We start from the raw sequence: 18,207 nt of genomic DNA, 5'->3' as shown, positions 1-18,207 counted from the left end.
TGTGGTCACTCCATCAATTATTCGCTGTCTTCGCCAAGAGAAAAGCTGGGGCCGCCGAGGCGGCCCCAGCCCATTAAGTCTTATTATTTGGCCAACCAGGCCTGGAACTTGGCGTCGATATCATCCCGATAGTCGGCCCAGAACTCGTAGTTGTAGAGGAACGTGTTCTTGGCGTTGTTCGGGTCTGTCGGCATGTGTGGCGCCATTTCGATCCCAAGATCGGCATGCTTGCCCACCAACGGTGCCGAAGAGGCACGTGCCGGACCGTAAGAGATGTACTTCGCCTGGTCTGCGAGCCGCTGTGTGTCGGTCGCGAACTTCACGAAATCCTTGACGCGGGCAAGCCGATCGGCAGGCAGGCCAGCAGGGATAATCCAGCCGTCCAGATCGAACACCTGGGCGTCCCAGAGCATGGCGACCGGCTGTTTCTGCTCTTCGATCACCGAGAAAAGACGACCGTTGTAGGTGGAGCCCATCACAATCTCGCCGTCGGCCAAGAGTTGCGGGGTATCAGCGCCGGCGGACCACCAGACCGTCTGGTCTTTGATGCTATCGAGCTTCTTCAGCGCCTGTTCCTGTCCGGCTGCTGTGGCGAGGACATCGTAAACCTTGTCCTTCGCTACACCGTCGCAGAGCAACGCCCATTCCATGTTGTTGATCGGCCGCTTCTCAAGAGCCCGCTTGCCCGGGTATGCCTTGAGATCGAAGACTGCGCAGATATCAGTCGGCGGGGTGCTGCCAACGAGGTCCGTGCGATAGCCGAAGGTTGTCGAATAGACGATCTGCGGGATGAAGCAGTCGCTGACCAGCAAGTCTCCGAAATCTTCCGAGGCCGACTTGCCGTCGGGGGCTGCGGCCAGATCGGTGTCCGCATCGATTTCCATTGCCAGACCTTCGTCACAAAGGCGAATGGCATCCGCCGCGACGACGTCCACGAGATCCCAGGTGACATTACCTGCTTCATTCATGGCCCGCAGCTTGGCGACAGCCTCTGCGGAGCTCTCGTCCCAGACCACATTCACGCCAGCATTCTTGGCCATATAGGGTTCTGTATAGGCGCGTTGCTGTGATGACTGGTAGGCCCCACCCCAACTCACGAGCGTCATATCTTTGGCCATATCAGCGGCATGGGCGATGCCAACCGCCATGGTAAGTGCCGATGAGGCCACCAAAACTTTGGCGAATTTCATAGCTGCTCCTGTTCTTTACCCGTTATTTCAAACGAAAGGATCGGCGCCACGGGCCTCGGCCCCACCCTCTGTTATCCTGATAAAGTGCCGGCAATCCGGTGCATCACGCATCGAGCGCCCGGCAGTCCGCCGGAAGCCATCCGATTTCGATCTGTTCACCGGGTTTCAAGCGCACTGCATCAGGCGCATTGCGTGCCTTGACGATGAAATCGTCATTGCCTGCCACGGAAAGGCGGAATCTGAAGATATCGCCCATATAGTAGAATTCCTTGACCGTCGCTTTCAGCGTATGTGCGTCAGGGTGCAACCGGTCCTTGTTGAATTCCACCCGCTCTGGCCGGATCGACACGCGGGTCCGCTCACCAGGCTGGTTGACGTTGACGGGCATGGCGTCGATCTCGCTCCCGTCGTCAAGTGAGACGACACATGTCTCGCCGTTGATCGATTTGACCACACCTTCGAGTGTGTTGTTCTCGCCGATGAACTGGGCAACGAAAGCGTTCTCCGGGCGTTCATAAAGATCTGCCGGTTTCGCCAGTTGCTGGATCTTGCCATCGTTAAAGACCGCGACACGGTCTGACATTGTCAGCGCTTCCGTCTGGTCATGGGTCACATAGACCGTCGTGATACCAAGATCGTGCGCGAGATTGGTGATTTCGAATTGCATGTGTTCGCGCAGCTGTTTGTCGAGCGCGCCAAGCGGTTCGTCCATCAGCACCAGCTTCGGCTCGAAGACCAAGGCTCTTGCAAGGGCAATACGTTGCTGCTGTCCGCCGGACAGCTGAGCCGGGCGCCGTCCCCCAAAGTCGGACATTTTCACCATGTCCAATGCGCGGGCGACCTTCGCCTCCCGATCCGGCTTGCTCATCTTGCGAACTTCCAAGGGGAAGCTGAGGTTCTCGGCGACTGTCATATGCGGGAACAGCGCGTAATTCTGGAAAACCATACCGATCCCGCGCTTGTGCGGCGCGATCCGGTTGATCGGCTTACTGTCGAGCAGGATCTCACCGTGGGTCGCAGTCTCGAAGCCTGCCAGCATCATCAGGCAGGTTGTCTTGCCAGAGCCGGACGGGCCCAGCATGGTCAGGAACTCGCCATCCGCGATATCAAGGTTGAGATTTTTAACGACGAGAATTTCGCCGTCATAGGTCTTTTGAACGTTCTTAAACTGAACGAACGGCTGGTTGCCGTTTGCCATTGATTTTGCGCCCCTGTTCTGCCCTTGCGGTCGCGTGTTCCTCTCGCATACCGGCTTAATGTCGTGTTTGTCACGATCTGGTCCAAGCCTAACCACGCTCGTTCCCAAATGTCAAAGTGCTCGCGTCAATATGGACGCAATCCGCCAAATTATGGGGAATCCCAACGTTCCGAATCCGACATCATCCGGTCGCTTTTCGTGAATTGCATGCGAAGAAATGGTGCCATCTCTGTTTCGGTAAAGAAATTCAACCGGCTGGCCGGTTTACAGGGGAATGGGCAAATGAAGACTCAGGCACGGGCAGTGGTGATCGGTGGCGGTGTGGTCGGGGTCAGCACCCTCTATCATCTGGCCAAGAAAGGCTGGAGCGACGTCATTCTGCTTGAGCGCACCGAACTTACGGCAGGCTCGACCTGGCACGCGGCCGGTCTGCTGCCACTGTTCAACATGAGCTACAGCGTTGGCCAGCTGCATCAGTACTCGGTTGAGCTTTACAAGAAACTCGAGGAAGAAACCGGCCAGGCCGTCAGCTTCCACCAGACCGGTAACCTCCGCCTCGCCACCAACCGTGAGCGCATGGACGAATACCGGAATTATCAGTGTACGGCCGAGACCATCGGCGTCGAGGCGCATCTGGTCGGTGTTGACGAGATCAAGAAGCTCTGGCCGCTGGCGATGACAGATGATCTCGTTGGCGCTCTCTGGCATCCGTCCGACGGCCATATCGCGCCGGTGGATCTGACCATGGCGCTGGCCAAGGGCGCGCGAATGCACGGCGCGGAGATCTATCAGCAGACCCAGGTCACCGGCATCGAGCGCGAGAACAGTGAGTGGATCGTCAAGACCGACAAGGGCGATATCCGCTGCGAGCATGTGATTTGCGCGACCGGCAACTATGCCCGCACCACTGCCAAGATGGTTGGACTGGAAATCCCGGCCATCCCGGTCGAGCACCAATATATCGTCACCGACGTGGATCCGACCCTGAAGGAATATCGCGAGGCCGGAAACCACGAGCTGCCGGTGCTGCGCGAGTCCGACTCCCAGTATTATTTCCGTGAAGAACGGAACGGCTGGATCCTCGGGCCGTACGAGCGCCACGCGCCGGCCTGCTTCGTCGACGGTGTGCCGTCCACCTTCGAGAAAGACCTGTTCCCGGGCGAGCTTGAGCGCCTGATGCCGCATGTCGAGGCTTGCATGGCCCGCGTGCCCTCTTTCGAGAATGCCGGCATCAAGGATATCGTGAACGGCCCGATTTCCTACACACCGGACGGAAACCCGATGGTTGGTCCGGCTTTCGGTCTGGAAAATTTCTGGATCTCGGAAGGCCACAGCTTCGGCGTAACCGCCGCCGGCGGTGCCGGCTGGCAGCTTGCCAACTGGATCGTGGACGGGGAGCCGTCTGTCGACATGATCGGCGTCGACCCGCGCCGCTTCGGTGTCGTCTCCAAGAACTTCGCCAAGATCAAGAACGAGGAAGCCTACGAGCACGTCTTCTTCAACCACTTCCCGATGGAAGAGCGCGAAGCAGGCCGTCCGGCCAAGACCACGCCGGCCTATCCGCGTCTGGACGATGCAGGTGCCGTCTGGGGCGCGCGCTTCGGCTGGGAGCGGCCGAACTGGTTCGCGCCGAAGGGTGTCGAACGCAAGGATATCTATTCCTACCGCCGGTCCAACTGGTTCAGCCACGTCGGAAACGAAGTCCGCACCATGCGCGAGCGTGTCGGGCTGCTGGAGCTATCCTCTTTCGGCAAATACGAGGTTGAGGGACCAGGCGCCCGGGAATGGCTGGACCGGATGGTCGCGAACGCGATCCCGAAAGGCGTTGGCCGGATCAATCTCTGTCATGCGCTGAACCCGTCGGGTTCGGTCCGGTCCGAATTCACCATTACCCGGATGCCGGACGGTTTTTACGGCGAGCGTTTCTTCGTTATCGGCCCTGGCGCCGGTCACGATTACGATCTCGACTTCCTGCAGAAGCGCCTGCCGCGCGACGGCTCCGTCTTCCTGAAGGACATTACGACCCAGTACGGTGTCTTCGTTCTGGCCGGCCCGGACTCCCGCAAGGTGCTGCAGAAGCTGGCGGACGCGGATGTCTCCAACGAGGCTTTCCCGTGGCTCACCATGCAGGACATCCCGGTCGGCTATTGCCCGAGCGTGCGTGCCTTGCGCGTGAACTTCGTCGGCTCTCTCGGTTGGGAGCTGCATCATCCGATCGAGTATCAATTGCATCTGTTCGATGCGCTGATGGAAGCCGGTAAGGAGTTCGATATCGGCCTCGTCGGCATGCGGGCGATGGACTCGATGCGACTGGAGAAGACCTACCGTCTCTGGGGCACCGACCTGAACGCGGAGAACTCCCTGCTCGAAGCCGGCCTGAAACGCTTTGTGCGTCTGAACAAGGGCGAGTTCACCGGCCGCGACGCACTGGTCCGGCAGCAGGAAGAGGGTATTCCGAACACCTATTGCACCATCGAGATCGATGCGGACGATGCAGATCCGTTCGGCAACGAGCCGGTGTTCATGGACGGTGAGGTTGTCGGCCGCGGCACCGCTGGCGGCTATGGCCACTATGTCGGCAAATCGCTGATGCTCGGCTACATCCGAACCGACAAGGCGGTGATCGGTGCCGAATGCCAGGTCCGCGTTCTGGACCAGCTTCGCCCGGCCCGGATCGTCGCCGAAAGCCCGTACGATCCGGACAATGAAGCCCTGAAGGCCTGATAGAGATGTGATCGCAGCCGGGTATTTAACAATGCCCGGTTGCGCTTTACCCCTTTCCTTCCGCCTGTTGCCTGCTAGATTTCCTCTCTGATGATCCGGAATGCCGCAAAGCGGCGAGAGAAAAAATAATTTCGGACATCGCAGGGACGCATGTGCATCAGAGACGGGAGACTATCCTTATGAGTATCCGCACGATCGCGATTGCCGCGATGATGTCGACGACGATGTTAGTCGGCGCCGCCCACGCAGAGAAAGTGCTGCGCTGGACCAGCCAGGGCGACGCCCTGACGCTTGACCCGATGGGCCAGAACGAAGGTCCGACCAACAGCATGAACGGTCAGATCTACGAGCCGCTTGTCACGCGCGACCGGGACATGGTTCTGGAGCCCGGGCTTGCAGAGAGCTGGAAGCCGCTGGGAGCGACCGGCTGGGAGTTCAAGCTGCGCAAGGGTGTGAAATTCCACGACGGCGCGGACTTCACCGCCGAAGACGTTGCCTTCAGTGTCACGCGGGCACAGGCGAAGAGCTCCGACTTCAAGGAGCAGGTCAAGTCGATCACGGAAGTGAAGATCATCGACGACCATACGGTTCAGTTTCTGACCGATGGGCCGAATCCAATCCTGCCGAACGAAATCACCAACCTTTACATGATGGACAAAGGCTGGGCTGAGAAGAACAACGTTCTGGAGCCGCAGGACTTCGCCGCTGGCGAGGAAACCTTCGCGGTCCGCAATGCCAATGGCACCGGTCCTTTCGTCGTCGATCAGCGCCTGCCGGATGAGTTGACGGTTCTGGTGAAGAACTCGAACTGGTGGGGCGCTGCGAATGCCGAGCACAATATCGACAAGATCGAGTACCGCCCGATCAAGAACGCTGCAACCCGCGTAGCGGCGCTGCTTTCCGGTGAGGTCGATTTCGTGCTCGATCCGCCGCTGCAGGATCTGAAACGTATCGATTCCACCGCCGAGCTGAAGACGGTGACGGTGAACCAGATCAGGACCATTTTCTTCGGTATGGATCAGGGTGTCGCCGAACTGCGCAACTCGGACGTCAAGGGCAAGAACCCGTTCCAGGACAAGCGTGTGCGCCAGGCCTTCTACCAGGCACTCGACGTTGCGGCGATCCAGCGTGTGGTCATGGAGGGGCTTTCCTTCCCGGCTGGTATCATCACGTCCCCGGGCGTGCATGGTTTCACCAAGGAACTCGATGCACGGCGGCCGTTTGATCCGGCAGCGGCCAAGGGCCTCCTCGCTGACGCTGGCTATCCGAACGGTTTCACCATCCAGCTCGACTGCCCGAACAACCGCTATAACAACGACGAAAAGATCTGTCAGGCGGCGGTGGCCATGCTGGCCAAGATCGGCGTGACGGTGAAGCTCGACGCCATTCCGAAGAGCCAGCATTTCCCGAAAATCAAAAACCGGGTCAGCGACTTCTATATGCTGGGCTGGGGCGTTCCGACGCTCGATTCCCATTATGTTTTCAGCTACTTGCTGCACAGCAAAGGCAGCTGGAACGGTACCGGCTTCGCCAATGCAAGGGTTGACGAGCTGACGGATACCTTTGCCGTCGAGACCGACCTCGCCAAACGCGACAAGATGATCGCCGAGGCATGGAGCATCGTGAAGGACGAAATCGTCTACCTGCCAATTCATCACCAGGTCATCGGCTGGGGCATGTCGACGAAGCTCGATCTTCCGATCACTCCGAACGACTCGCCGCAGTTCCGCTGGGCGAAACTGCAGTAACAGCTTGCCGGGTTTCGAGGGCGGCGGTATATCCGCCGCCCTTAACCTTCCGGGCACCTAAAAACAGTTTCAGGCGAGCCTCACACGTATGATCACTTATATCGCGCGCCGCATGCTGCAGGCCCTTGTGGTCATGGCTGCGGTGTCCTTCATTTCCTTTTCGCTCTTCAATTATGTTGGCGATCCGGTCGACAACATGGTTGGCCAGGAAGCAACGCTTGAGGACCGGCAGCGGATCCGCGAGGTGCTTGGCCTCGAGGACCCGTTCTTCGTCCAGTATGCCCGCTTCATGCAAAACGCCTTGCAGGGCGAGTTCGGTCTTTCCTACCGGACCAAGCGGTCCGTGACGGAGATGATCGCCGAACGGATCCCGGCGACGCTGGAGCTGGTCTTTGTCTCTGCATTGATCGCGCTCGGTCTGGGTATCCCGCTCGGCGTGTTCACGGGGATCAACCGGACCAGCTGGATCAGCAAGGCGGTGCTGACTGTCTCCCTTGTCGGGGTCAGTTTGCCGACCTTCATTATCGGCATCAGCCTGATCTATATCTTCGCCGTGAACATGGGCGTTCTGCCATCTTCCGGCCGGGCCGGTACCGTCGCGCTCGGTGGCTGGAAGACAAGTCTGCTGACTGTGGATGGCTGGCGCAGCATCCTTCTGCCGGCACTCACTCTCAGTCTTTTCCAGGTGACCATGATCCTCCGGCTGGTACGGGCTGAAATGCTTGAGATCATGCGCACCGATTTCATAAAGTTCGCCCGTGCGCGCGGCCTGCCGGAAAACCGGATCAATTATAACCACGCGCTGAAGAACACGCTGGTGCCCGTCATCACGATCATCGGCCTCAATATCGGCGGCCTGATCGCGTTCTCCCTCATTACCGAAACTGTGTTCCAGTGGCCGGGTACCGGGTTGATGTTCATCCAGGCGGTAGACTTCGTCGATGTGCCGATCATGGCCGCCTATCTCTGTTTCGTGGCGCTGATCTTCGTCACCATCAATCTTGTGGTCGATATCCTCTATTTCGTCATCGATCCGCGTCTGCGCGCCGAGGGAGGGCACTAACCCATGGCGATTCAACAGGATGAAAAGAAACCGGGACTCTGGGCGCGTCTGAACGACAACGATATCGCCTATTCCTTTTTCCATTCCCCGATCGCCATGGCGGCGGCCTTTGTCACGGCATTGATCGTGCTGTCGTCCTTCGGTGCGCCGCTCACTGCACCATTCGATCCTTTCGATCCGGCGCAGATCTCGCTTTGGGACGGCAAGAAGCCGCCCGCCTGGGAAGTTGGAGGCGATCCCGCCTACTTGCTCGGCACGGACAATCAGGGCCGGGATATGCTTTCGACCATCCTTTATGGTGGCCGGATTTCCTTGCTGGTCGGGTTTGCCTCGGTGTTTCTCGGCATGTTTCTTGGTGTCGCGCTTGGCGTGATCAGTGGCTATGTCGGCGGATGGTTCGAGACCCTTATCATGCGGCTTGCCGATATCCAGCTGACCATTCCGGGGATCCTGACTGCAATCCTCATAAACGGCATTCTACGGTCCGTGTTGCCGCCGGAGCTGCGTGACGAAATGGCGATCTATGTCGTCATCCTCGCCATCGGCCTCAGTGACTGGCCGCAGTTCGCCCGGGTTGCCCGAGGGGCGACGCTGGTCGAGGCCAGGAAGGAATATATCCAGGCAGCCCGGGTCATCGGTTTGCGCCCCGCGCTCGTCATGGCACGCCACATCGTGCCGAACGTGATGCGCCCGGTGCTGGTGCTGGCGACCATCGGCCTCGCGCTCGCGATCATCTCCGAGGCGACGCTGAGTTTCCTCGGGCAGGGGGTGCCGCCGACGACGCCTTCGCTCGGAACGCTGATCCGGGTCGGAAACGAGTACCTGTTCTCCGGCCTCTGGTGGATCACCTTCTTCCCGGCCATCGCGCTGGTCGTGCTTGTCCTCGCCGTCAATCTGCTCGGCGACTGGCTGCGCGATACGCTCAACCCGAAACTCCGGTGATCGCCAGATGAGCCTGCTCGAATTCAAGAATATGACCGTGGAGTTTCCGACCCGGCGGGGCGTTTTCACCGCTGTTCGGGACGTGAGTCTTTCGGTCGACCCGGGCGAGATCCTCGGCGTGGTCGGGGAATCCGGCGCTGGTAAATCGACCATCGGAAACGCGGTCATCGGCCTGCTGGAGCCGCCGGGTCGCCTCGCCGGCGGCGAGATCTATCTCAAGGGCAGCCGGATCGACAATCTGGACGAGGACGCGTTGCGTGCGATCCGCGGCAAGCGGATCGGCATGATCTTTCAGGATCCGCTGACCTCTCTCGACCCGCTGCAGACCGTCGAGCAGCAGCTGGTGGAAACGATCCAGCTGCATCTGAAACAGAGCGACGAGGAAGCGCGGGCGAGCGCCGTGAGCTTGCTCGACCGTGTCGGCATCCCTGATCCCGAGCTCCGGATCAAGCAGTATCCGCATCAGTTTTCAGGTGGCATGCGCCAGCGTGTGGTGATCGCGCTCGCTCTTTGTGCGGACCCGGAAGTGATCATCGCGGACGAGCCGACAACCGCGCTCGACGTCTCCATCCAGGCGCAGATCCTTGAGCTGATGCGCGAGTTGTGCCGGGAACGGTCCGTGGGCATGATTCTGATCACTCACGATATGGGGGTGATCGCCGATGTGACCGACCGGGTTGCGGTCATGTATCGCTCCCGTCTTGTCGAGGAAGGCCCGACGGAAAAAATCCTTGGAGATCCCGACCACGATTATACCAAGAGCCTGATCAGCGCCGTGCCGCGGCCCGATGTGCGTCTCGCCCGGTTCCCGGTGGTCGAATATATTGAGAGCGCCGGTGACCGGCGGGACAGTATCAATGTCGCTACACACTGGCTCGGCGCCGGGCAGACGGAGTCGGGCGGCGAGACAATGCTCCGTGTGGAGGACCTGCACGTTCGCTTCCTCACCAAGTTCTCTTTTCTCAAGAAGAACCGGATCTATCTCGATGCGGTCGACAGGGTTTCCTTCGATATCCGTCAGGGTGAAGTGTTCGGTCTTGTCGGCGAGAGTGGCAGCGGGAAGTCGACCATCGCCCGTGCCATCGCCGGACTCTACAAGCCGGCAGGCGGTCATATCCACTTTGCCGGTGCCGATCTCACCGAGGTCAGGACAGAGTCGGAGATGGATCGCTACCGGCGGCAAATGCAGATGATTTTCCAGGACCCTTTCTCGTCGCTGAACCCGCGCATGAAGGTGCTGGATATCGTCGCCGAGCCGATCCGTTTCCATGGCCTCGCCTCGGGCGGTGCGGAAACTCGGCAGATCGTCATGGACCTGCTGGAGCATGTCGGTCTCGGGGCCGAGGCGGCGCGGAAATATCCGCATGAATTTTCCGGCGGTCAGCGTCAGCGTATTTCCATTGCCCGTGCCCTTGCCACCCGTCCGCGCTTCCTGATCTGCGACGAGCCGACTTCCGCGCTCGACGTCTCGATCCAGGCCCAGATCCTCAACCTGCTGAAGGATTTGCAGGAAGAACTCGGGCTCACCATGCTTTTCATCAGTCACGACTTGCCGGTGATCCGGCAGATGTGCGACCGGGTGGGCGTGATGCGGCATGGCAAACTCCTGGAAGTGGCCGAGACCGAAACCCTGTTCGAGAAGCCGCAGCATGAATACTCGCAGCATCTGCTCGACCTGATGCCGAGGCTGGAAGTGCTGTCGCACGAGTTGATCGCCGGGCTGGAGATGGCCGACTAAAGCCTGCGGGCATCGGTGCTGGGGCGACTGCCGCTTGACAGAGAAGCAGCGCGGACGCACCTGTGCATGAGATCATTTTGAAAGTCGGGACCGGTCATGGCCGAATATATCGAGCTCAAGAACAGGGGCGTGTTGTCGGTCAGCGGGCCGGATGCGCGGAAGTTCCTGCAGGGGCTGATTTCCAACGACGTCGAGAAGGTTTCGCCGGAGCGGGCGATCCATGCGGCTTTCCTGACCGCCCAGGGTAAATACCTCTTCGATTTCATGATCGCGGAGGTTGGCGGCACGCTGCTGCTGGACTGCGAGGCCGACCGGCTGGCTGATTTCCAGAAGCGGCTGAAGCTCTACAAGCTGCGCTCCGACGTAACCCTTGAGGACGTCAGCGCGCGCTTCACGGTGCTTGCCATCACTGGGGACGACGCCTTCGGAGCGCTTGGGATCGACGCCGAAGCTGGAGCGGCGAAAGCTGTTGAGGGCGGCGCTGTGTTCGCCGATCCGCGCCATGCCGGGCTGGGCGCCCGTGCAATCGTCGGGACGGACACGCTGGCTGCTTTCCTCACTGCGTCCAGTCTCACTGAAGGCACGCTTGATGCGTACGATTTTGCCCGCATCAAGCTCGGCGTGCCGGACGGCAGTCGGGACATGCAGCTTGAGAAAACTATTCTTCTGGAAGCCGGGTTCGACGAACTGAACGGCGTTGATTGGAAGAAGGGCTGCTATATGGGCCAGGAACTGACGGCCCGGACCAAATATCGCGGGCTGGTGAAGCGGCGGCTGATGCCGGTCCGTATCCTCGACGGCGAGATGCCCGCACCGGGCACGCCCGTGATGCGCGACGACCGCGAGGTCGGCGAGATCCGTTCCGGCGCGGGCACTATGGCGCTGGCCATGCTGCGGGTGAATGTGCTCGAGGATCTGGAGCATGCCGTGCTCAGCGCTGGCGGCAGTACGGTTCTCCCCGTGAAGCCGGACTGGGCAACCTTCTGACCCGGGACCACTAGCCGCAATTCGCGGCGGCGCGGCACCATTACTGTGCCGGCTGTTCGCTTGTGCGAGATGACCGGCGCGCATAGCGTATTTCAGTGTCCAAACTCGCTGTTTTCAAACTTTATGTCGCCCGCCTGCCGGCTCCGGTTCGTGGCGTCCTCCTCATGGCCCTTGCCGCGGCCATGTTCGTTTGCATGCACGCGATCATCAGGGATCTTGGCAAGAACGCGGAGTTGCATCCGTTCGAGATTGCCTTCTTCCGCTCCTTCCTTGGGCTCTTCGTTCTCGCTCCGCTGCTGATTCGACAGCGCTTCCGGCCGCTCCACACCAACAATATGAAACTGCTGTTTCTGCGCGGCGCGGTGAATGCGGCGGCGATGCTGATGTTCTTCTACGGCCTGTCGATCACACCGCTGGCCGAGGCGACGGCGCTGGGTTTCACCGCACCGCTCTTTGCCACCCTGCTGGCGATGTTGTTCCTCGGCGAAGTCGTGCGAATCCGGCGCTGGATCGCCATTTTGATCGGCTTTGCCGGAACGCTGGTGATCATACAGCCCGGCGTGACCGAGGTGGGTCTCGGCCCGATCCTGATCCTTTCGGCGACAATCGTCTGGTCTTTTGCGCTGATCATCATCAAGTTCCTCACCCGCACCGAATCCAGCGTCACTATTACCGTTTATGCCTCTATCTTTCTGTCTCCCTTCACACTCGTCGCCGCCAGTTTCTTCTGGCGCTGGCCGACGGTGGAGGAGGCGGGCTGGCTCTGTCTGATCGCCGTTCTCGGCACCATTGCCCAGGTCGCGATGAACCAGTCCCTGAAGCTTGCCGATGCCTCGGTCGTCCTGCCGGTGGATTTCAGCAAACTTATCTGGGCGGCGTTCATTGGCTTTTTCATTTTTGACGAATTGCCGGACCTCTATACCTGGATCGGCGGGGCGATGATCTTCGTCAGCACCACCTATATCGCGGTGCGCGAGTCGCGCCTGAAAAAGCAGGCGGTGCCATCCAGCGACAAGTCGTCCGGTTGACCCACGACGCCATCCCGCGCATAAGCTGCCCCGAATTCCGCAATTCATCCACAGGAACGGGTCCCGAAAGATGGCAGCTGATCTCGTCCGCGTTTCCCGCGCTCTTATCTCTGTTTCCGATAAAACCGGCCTGGTAGAGCTCGGCAAGGCGCTCGCGGCGCATGGCGTCGAGATCCTCTCGACCGGCGGTACCGCCAAGGCGCTGGCCGAGGCGGGTGTGCCCGTGAAAGAGGTCGCGGACCATACCGGCTTCCCGGAAATCATGGACGGAAGGGTGAAGACCCTGCACCCGTCAATTCATGGCGGCCTTCTGGCCCTGCGCGACAATGACGAGCATGTCGCCGCGATGGAAAAGCACGAAATCGCGCCAATCGACCTGTTGGTGGTGAATCTCTACCCGTTCGAAAGCACGCTGGCCTCCGGCGCCGGCTATGACGATTGCGTCGAGAATATTGATATCGGCGGCCCGGCCATGATCCGTGCGGCCTCCAAGAACCACGGCCATGTCGCCACCGTGGTCGATCCGGAAGATTACGCCGATCTGATCGCTGAGCTGGACACGAACAAGGGCGCGACGAGCTACGCGCTCCGCCGCAAGCTGGCGTCGGTCGCCTATGCCCGTACGGCCGCTTATGACAGCGCCATTTCCACCTGGCTGGCGGCCGAGATCGGCGACACCTATCCGCGCCGTATCACCTTCTCCGGCGCCGCCCCGAAGATCATGCGCTATGGCGAGAACCCGCATCAGTCCGCCGCTTATTACAGCAGCGGCGATCCGCGTCCGGGCGTCGGCAATGCCGAGCAGATCCAGGGCAAGGAGCTGAGCTTCAACAACCTGAACGATACGGACGCCGCCTTCGAGCTGGTGGCCGAGTTCGACGCCCAGCCCGCCATCGCCATCATCAAGCACGCCAATCCGTGCGGTGTTGCCGTCGGTGACGATCTGGTCTCCGCCTATCAGCGCGCCTTCGCCTGCGACACGGTCAGCGCCTTTGGCGGCATCATCGCCGCCAACCGGACGCTCGATGGCGCCACGGCGGAAGAGATCTCGAAGATCTTCACAGAGGTGATCATCGCGCCGGACGCGGACGAAGACGCCCGCAAGGTGCTGGCGGCGAAGAAGAACCTGCGCCTGCTGCTGACCCACGGCATGCCGGACCCGAGCGTTGCTGCACGCACCGTGCGCAATGTCGCCGGTGGTTATCTGGTGCAGGACAAGGATAATGGCCGGGTGACGGCTGCCGACCTCAAAGTCGTCACCAAACGCCAGCCCACCGAGCAGGAACTGGCCGACATGCTGATGGCCTTCCGGGTCTGCAAGCATGTGAAGTCGAACGCGATCATTTACGTGAAGAACGGCGCCACGGTCGGCATCGGCGCCGGCCAGATGAGCCGGGTCGACAGCGCCCGCATCGCCGCCTCCAAGGCGCGCGACATGGCAGAAGCCGCCGGTGCGGCAGAGCCGGGCACCATCGGCTCCGTCGTCGCCTCCGATGCCTTCTTCCCCTTCGCCGACGGGTTGCTGTCAGCGGCAGAGGCCGGTGCCACGGCGGTGATCCAGCCGGGTGGCTCCATGCGGGACGACGAAGTGATCGCGGCGGCGGACGAGAAGGGGCTGGCGATGGTCATGACCGGGATGCGTCACTTCCGGCACTGAGATCGGGATCATGAAACCGGAGGCCCCTTCCGAACCCAGCCTGACGGAAGGCGAAGATGCAAATAGTGCGGAGCTGGAGCGTCTCCGGCAGGAGTTCGCAGGGTGGGAGCGTAAACGGCAGCGGTACGGTACGATTGCTGCCGCCCTGTTCTACACTTTCATCGGCTGCATCATCCTCCCTCTGCTCGGAGGGTTCGCGGGGATTTTATCCGGCGGAATCGCAGTCTTCTTCATGGCGTTGGCGGGCTGTTGTTTTCTCGGTATCAAGCTCCTTATCCATATCCTTCCGAAAGACCCGTTCCGGCGAGTCAAGAAGTACATCCTCAAGCACCTCGGTTATAGATACAGCAAGGATGCTCAACGGTTTCCGTTTCGACAATTCGAGCGCCTCTACCTCTTGTCGGAGCATCTGAGATACAAAGCCTCGGATATTGTTGAAGGTGACTTTGCCGGTGTGAAAGCCATGGCTTGCAAGGCGAAGAATTTCCAGGAGTCCAGAAAAGGCGACCGGCTTGAAGTGCGCGGCAATCAGGCGAACTTGCTTAACGTCCTGCATGCAGCATCCCGGTCGTCCGGGAAGTTCGAAGGGGGACTGATCGTCGCCGAGTTCCCCAAGCCGTTCCAGGGTCAGACAGCGGTGCTGCCGAAGGATCTTCAGCCGCATTCACTGCTCTCGGGACTCTTTCAGGGAGTAGGCGAACGGGTGGAGCTTGAGTCCGAAGACTTCAACGATTCATTCCTGGCCTACTCGACGGATCAGGTTGAAGCCCGCTATCTGCTGACACCATCGATGATCGATAGGATTTTGCGCCTGAGATCGATATTCCGAGCCGAGGTCGGCATCGGTTTCTCGGGCGGCAAGATTCATATCGCCATGAACGACGGACGGGAATGGTTCGTGGATCCGGGTATGGGGCGGGAGGTGACCGACCCGGCTTATTTGGATGATATCAGGGAGGATCTGGAATATGTCGGCGCGATCCTGCGGGAGCTGAACCTCGGGGCGTCCAGCCGGGTTTAAGGACAGCCTAAAGTTGGGCCAGAGGCATTCCGTGGCTGCACATTCCGGATAATAGCTCATAGACTGATACGTCGGCGGCATGCTTCTCCCCGCAGGAGTGTGCCGCAGTTTTTTGACCCTTTGGGGGAGGTCTTTCGATGGATCCAATGATCGTCTACGGCGTGCCGGCCATCATCTTTATCGGTCTCTATTTCTGGTATGCCTCGATCATCTCGCGCAAGAACAAGGCGCTTGAGGCTCTGTCCTCTGTCGACGTGCAGCTGCAGAAGCGGTTCGACCTCGTTCCCAACATTCTGAAGCTGGCGCAGCGTTTCATGGATCATGAGAAGGAGCTGCTGACACGCGTCGTCGAGCTTCGCGCCAAGGTACAGCAACCCTACAGTCCGACCGATCCAACGGAACTTGCCGCCCATCTTGAAGCCTCGCAGGCACTGGAGACCGGCCTTGGCCGCCTCTTCGCGCTGGCGGAGAATTATCCGGACCTGAAATCCGATGCGACGATCATACGGGCGCAGGAAACCTATGAAGAGGTCGAAGGGCATATCTCTGCCGCGCGGCGATATTACAACGCAGCCGTGAGCGATCTGAACAATGCGGTCGAGATCTTTCCCGGCAGCGTGATCGCGGGTTTTGCCAGGGTGAAGACGATGCCCTTCTACGAGATCGATAATCCGGAATGGCGCAAGCCGGTGGATGTTGATTCGGTGATGCGCTCGTGAGCGGTTCGGTTCCTGGTTTCGGTTCAGGGTCATTTGTGGCTCCATCCGATGAAGAAGATCGCGACGCCTTCAATGCGAAATGGAACCGCATCCGCCCCGAAATTGAAAAATGGCAGACGGACCGCCGCAAGCGGCGGAGAATCGTCCAAATTCTCCTTGTGCTGTTCGGTTGTCTCGTTCTGTCGAAGTTTCTTTTCTCGTCCATCGTGGAGAATGATCCGGTTCCTGCAGGGACAACGGGAACCGTAAAGACCTGCATCAATGGCAAATGCACAGAAAGGCCAATGCAGCCAGGCGAGGGAGCGTTCACGGTTTTCGTCATTCTGGGGGGCTTTGCCTGTTTCGGGGCGATGTTCTTGGTGGCGAGAGGGATGTCCGACTATGGACCCTGGCGGGCCAAGGCCTGCGTGTTCGAGCATCTCGGATATTTCTATGATCGGAGAGCGCAGAAGTTCCCGTTTCAGCGATTTGAACAGCTCTATCTCGTGCCCTCACGGGCGGATTTCCGGATCGCGGATCATATTGAAGGCGTGATCGACGGAGTGGGGACGGAGATTTGCAAGGCGGAGAAGATCGAAAAGAAGCGCCGCAAGAGGTCGTCTTTCCGAGTCGGCGGATTCGACCTAACCGGCGCTCTCCGCAGGTCTCGTGCGTCTGACAGGTTCGTGGGTGGTTTGATCGTTGCCGATTGCCCCAAGCCGTTCCATGGGCGGACTGTTGTCCTGCCGAACGATCTCCATCCCCGCAATCTGTTCTCCGGTGCCTTCCAGAATATCGGCGAGAGGGTTGAGCTTGAGTCGGACGATTTCAACAGCGCTTTCATTGTCTATTCAACCGATCAGGTGGAAGCCCGCTACCTGTTGACACCGACGATGATGGAACGGCTGCTGCGGCTTCGGAAGCCGACCGTGCGGGAGTTGAGCCTTGGTTTCGATGAGGGGAAGGTCTGGATTGCCTTCAATGACCGGCGGGACTGGTTCCCGGACCCGGGCGTAAACGGCGATGCCGCCGATCCGGCCTATCTCGACGAGATGAAAAAAGAGCTCGACTATATCGCGGTCATTTTCCGCGAGCTGGATCTGGCGACGACGAGTAAAACCTGAAAGCGCCGCTCTTGGCCTTCTACTGATGCCGCAGCGCGTGCTTGGCGATCTTCGCCATCACCGACGGCAGTCCCGCCTCGCCGATCTTCTCCACCGGATGCCAGAAACTGTCCGGCGGGCGCGTCCCTGTGGCCCGGCTCCGATAGACAATCAGCTCCAGATGGAAATGCGTGAAGGTGTGGCGGACCATGCCCGGCAGTTCCGTCCATTGCGCCTTGATCGGGGCTTCGGCGAGGGATTGGTGCAGCGGGTGTTCCGCCTCGCGCCATTCGCTTGACGGGATTTCCACCATGCCGCCGAGCAGGCCCTTTTGCGGCCGTCTTCGGAGCAGGATGTCTCCACGGCCGTTGACGATCCAGAAGGCGACGCCCTTGCGGGTTGGCCTCTGCGGTTTCTTTTTCTTTCTCGGCAGTTCCTCGGCGATCCCGGCGATGCGGGCTTCGCAGGGGGCGCTCCACGGGCAGGTCAGGCATTTCGGTTTGCGCGGGGTACAGATGGTGGCACCGAGATCCATTACTGCCTGGGCGTAGTCGCCGGGCCTTTGCTGTGGAGTGAGCGCGGCGGAGAGGCGTTTCAGTTCCGGTTTGGCATCGGGCAGCGGTGTCTCTACCGCATGCATCCGGGCCATCACCCGCTCGAAATTGCCGTCCACGGGCGTTGCCGGGATGCCGAAGGCGATGGCGGCGACGGCGGCGGCGGTGTAGGTGCCGATTCCCGGCAGCTCCAGCAGGGCGTCTTCGGTGTCGGGGAAACGGCCGCCATGAAGATCGCGGACAACGCCGGCGCATTTATGCAGGTTGCGGGCGCGAGCGTAGTAGCCGAGCCCGGCCCATTCCGCGAGCACGTCTTCCTGCGGCGCATCGGCCAGCGCGATGACGCTTGGCCAGCGCTCCAGAAAGCGCGTGAAATAAGGCCCGACGACGACCACGGTGGTCTGCTGCAGCATGATTTCGCTGAGCCAGACATGGTAGGGATCGGCCTGCGTTCCCGGCTCGGCGCGCCAGGGCAGACGGCGGCGGTGCCGGTCGTACCAGTCGAGCAGAAGGCCGGGCAGGATTTCAGGCGTGGTCACGTGTATGTTATTTCCGT

14 protein-coding genes are annotated in these 18,207 nt (G+C 60.2%); 11 read left to right on the top strand and 3 right to left on the bottom strand.

From position 1 onward, the window contains the following. Window positions 1-83 precede the first annotated feature (83 nt). Window positions 84-1,190, bottom strand: coding sequence for an extracellular solute-binding protein (locus VOI22_RS11085; RefSeq protein WP_323796547.1), 1,107 nt, complete (start codon window positions 1,188-1,190; stop codon window positions 84-86). Window positions 1,191-1,293: 103 nt separating this feature from the next. Then, entirely contained in the window at window positions 1,294-2,388 is a 1,095-nt protein-coding gene (locus VOI22_RS11080) for an ABC transporter ATP-binding protein (protein ID WP_323796546.1), read from the bottom strand. A gap of 282 nt (window positions 2,389-2,670) precedes the next feature. On the opposite strand from VOI22_RS11080, the gene VOI22_RS11075 reads away from it, so the two are divergent. The 11 genes from VOI22_RS11075 to VOI22_RS11025 all read left to right on the top strand — a co-directional run bounded on the left by VOI22_RS11075 (window position 2,671) and on the right by VOI22_RS11025 (window position 17,118). Continuing rightward, window positions 2,671-5,112 (top strand): FAD-dependent oxidoreductase, encoded by a 2,442-nt coding sequence (locus VOI22_RS11075; protein ID WP_323796545.1) that lies wholly within the window; start codon window positions 2,671-2,673, stop codon window positions 5,110-5,112. A 179-nt stretch (window positions 5,113-5,291) separates the two neighbouring features. Beyond that, window positions 5,292-6,860, top strand: coding sequence for an ABC transporter substrate-binding protein (locus tag VOI22_RS11070; protein ID WP_323796544.1), 1,569 nt, complete (start codon window positions 5,292-5,294; stop codon window positions 6,858-6,860). Window positions 6,861-6,948: 88 nt separating this feature from the next. Then, a complete protein-coding gene (locus VOI22_RS11065; protein WP_028466450.1) occupies window positions 6,949-7,923 on the top strand; it encodes an ABC transporter permease in 975 nt (324 codons plus the stop codon). Between the two features lie 3 nt (window positions 7,924-7,926). Continuing rightward, window positions 7,927-8,865, top strand: coding sequence for an ABC transporter permease (locus tag VOI22_RS11060; RefSeq protein ID WP_323796543.1), 939 nt, complete (start codon window positions 7,927-7,929; stop codon window positions 8,863-8,865). Between the two features lie 7 nt (window positions 8,866-8,872). Beyond that, the gene (locus VOI22_RS11055; RefSeq protein WP_323796542.1) at window positions 8,873-10,603 is read left to right on the top strand and encodes an ABC transporter ATP-binding protein; all 1,731 of its coding nucleotides are present in this window, start codon (window positions 8,873-8,875) and stop codon (window positions 10,601-10,603) included. A gap of 96 nt (window positions 10,604-10,699) precedes the next feature. Continuing rightward, the gene (locus tag VOI22_RS11050) at window positions 10,700-11,590 is read left to right on the top strand and encodes a folate-binding protein (RefSeq protein ID WP_323796541.1); all 891 of its coding nucleotides are present in this window, start codon (window positions 10,700-10,702) and stop codon (window positions 11,588-11,590) included. Window positions 11,591-11,685: 95 nt separating this feature from the next. Beyond that, entirely contained in the window at window positions 11,686-12,618 is a 933-nt protein-coding gene (locus VOI22_RS11045; protein ID WP_323796540.1) for a DMT family transporter, read from the top strand. Between the two features lie 70 nt (window positions 12,619-12,688). Continuing rightward, window positions 12,689-14,275 carry a bifunctional phosphoribosylaminoimidazolecarboxamide formyltransferase/IMP cyclohydrolase gene (gene purH, locus VOI22_RS11040; protein ID WP_323796539.1) on the top strand — a complete coding sequence of 529 codons (1,587 nt, stop codon included), beginning with the start codon at window positions 12,689-12,691 and terminating at the stop codon, window positions 14,273-14,275. Between the two features lie 10 nt (window positions 14,276-14,285). After that, window positions 14,286-15,296 (top strand): DUF3137 domain-containing protein, encoded by a 1,011-nt coding sequence (locus tag VOI22_RS11035; RefSeq protein WP_323796538.1) that lies wholly within the window; start codon window positions 14,286-14,288, stop codon window positions 15,294-15,296. Between the two features lie 137 nt (window positions 15,297-15,433). Further along, a complete protein-coding gene (locus tag VOI22_RS11030; RefSeq protein WP_323796537.1) occupies window positions 15,434-16,015 on the top strand; it encodes a LemA family protein in 582 nt (193 codons plus the stop codon). Window positions 16,016-16,386: 371 nt separating this feature from the next. Further along, entirely contained in the window at window positions 16,387-17,118 is a 732-nt protein-coding gene (locus VOI22_RS11025; protein ID WP_323796536.1) for a DUF3137 domain-containing protein, read from the top strand. A gap of 19 nt (window positions 17,119-17,137) precedes the next feature. Here VOI22_RS11025 and mutY read toward each other — a convergent pair whose 3' ends face one another. Beyond that, a complete protein-coding gene (gene mutY / locus VOI22_RS11020; RefSeq protein WP_416366248.1) occupies window positions 17,138-18,196 on the bottom strand; it encodes an A/G-specific adenine glycosylase in 1,059 nt (352 codons plus the stop codon). Window positions 18,197-18,207 lie beyond the last annotated feature (11 nt).

Source organism: Nisaea sp., assembly GCF_034670185.1.
Lineage (GTDB): Bacteria > Pseudomonadota > Alphaproteobacteria > Thalassobaculales > Thalassobaculaceae > Nisaea.
This window is presented reverse-complemented; position numbering and strand designations above follow the sequence as displayed.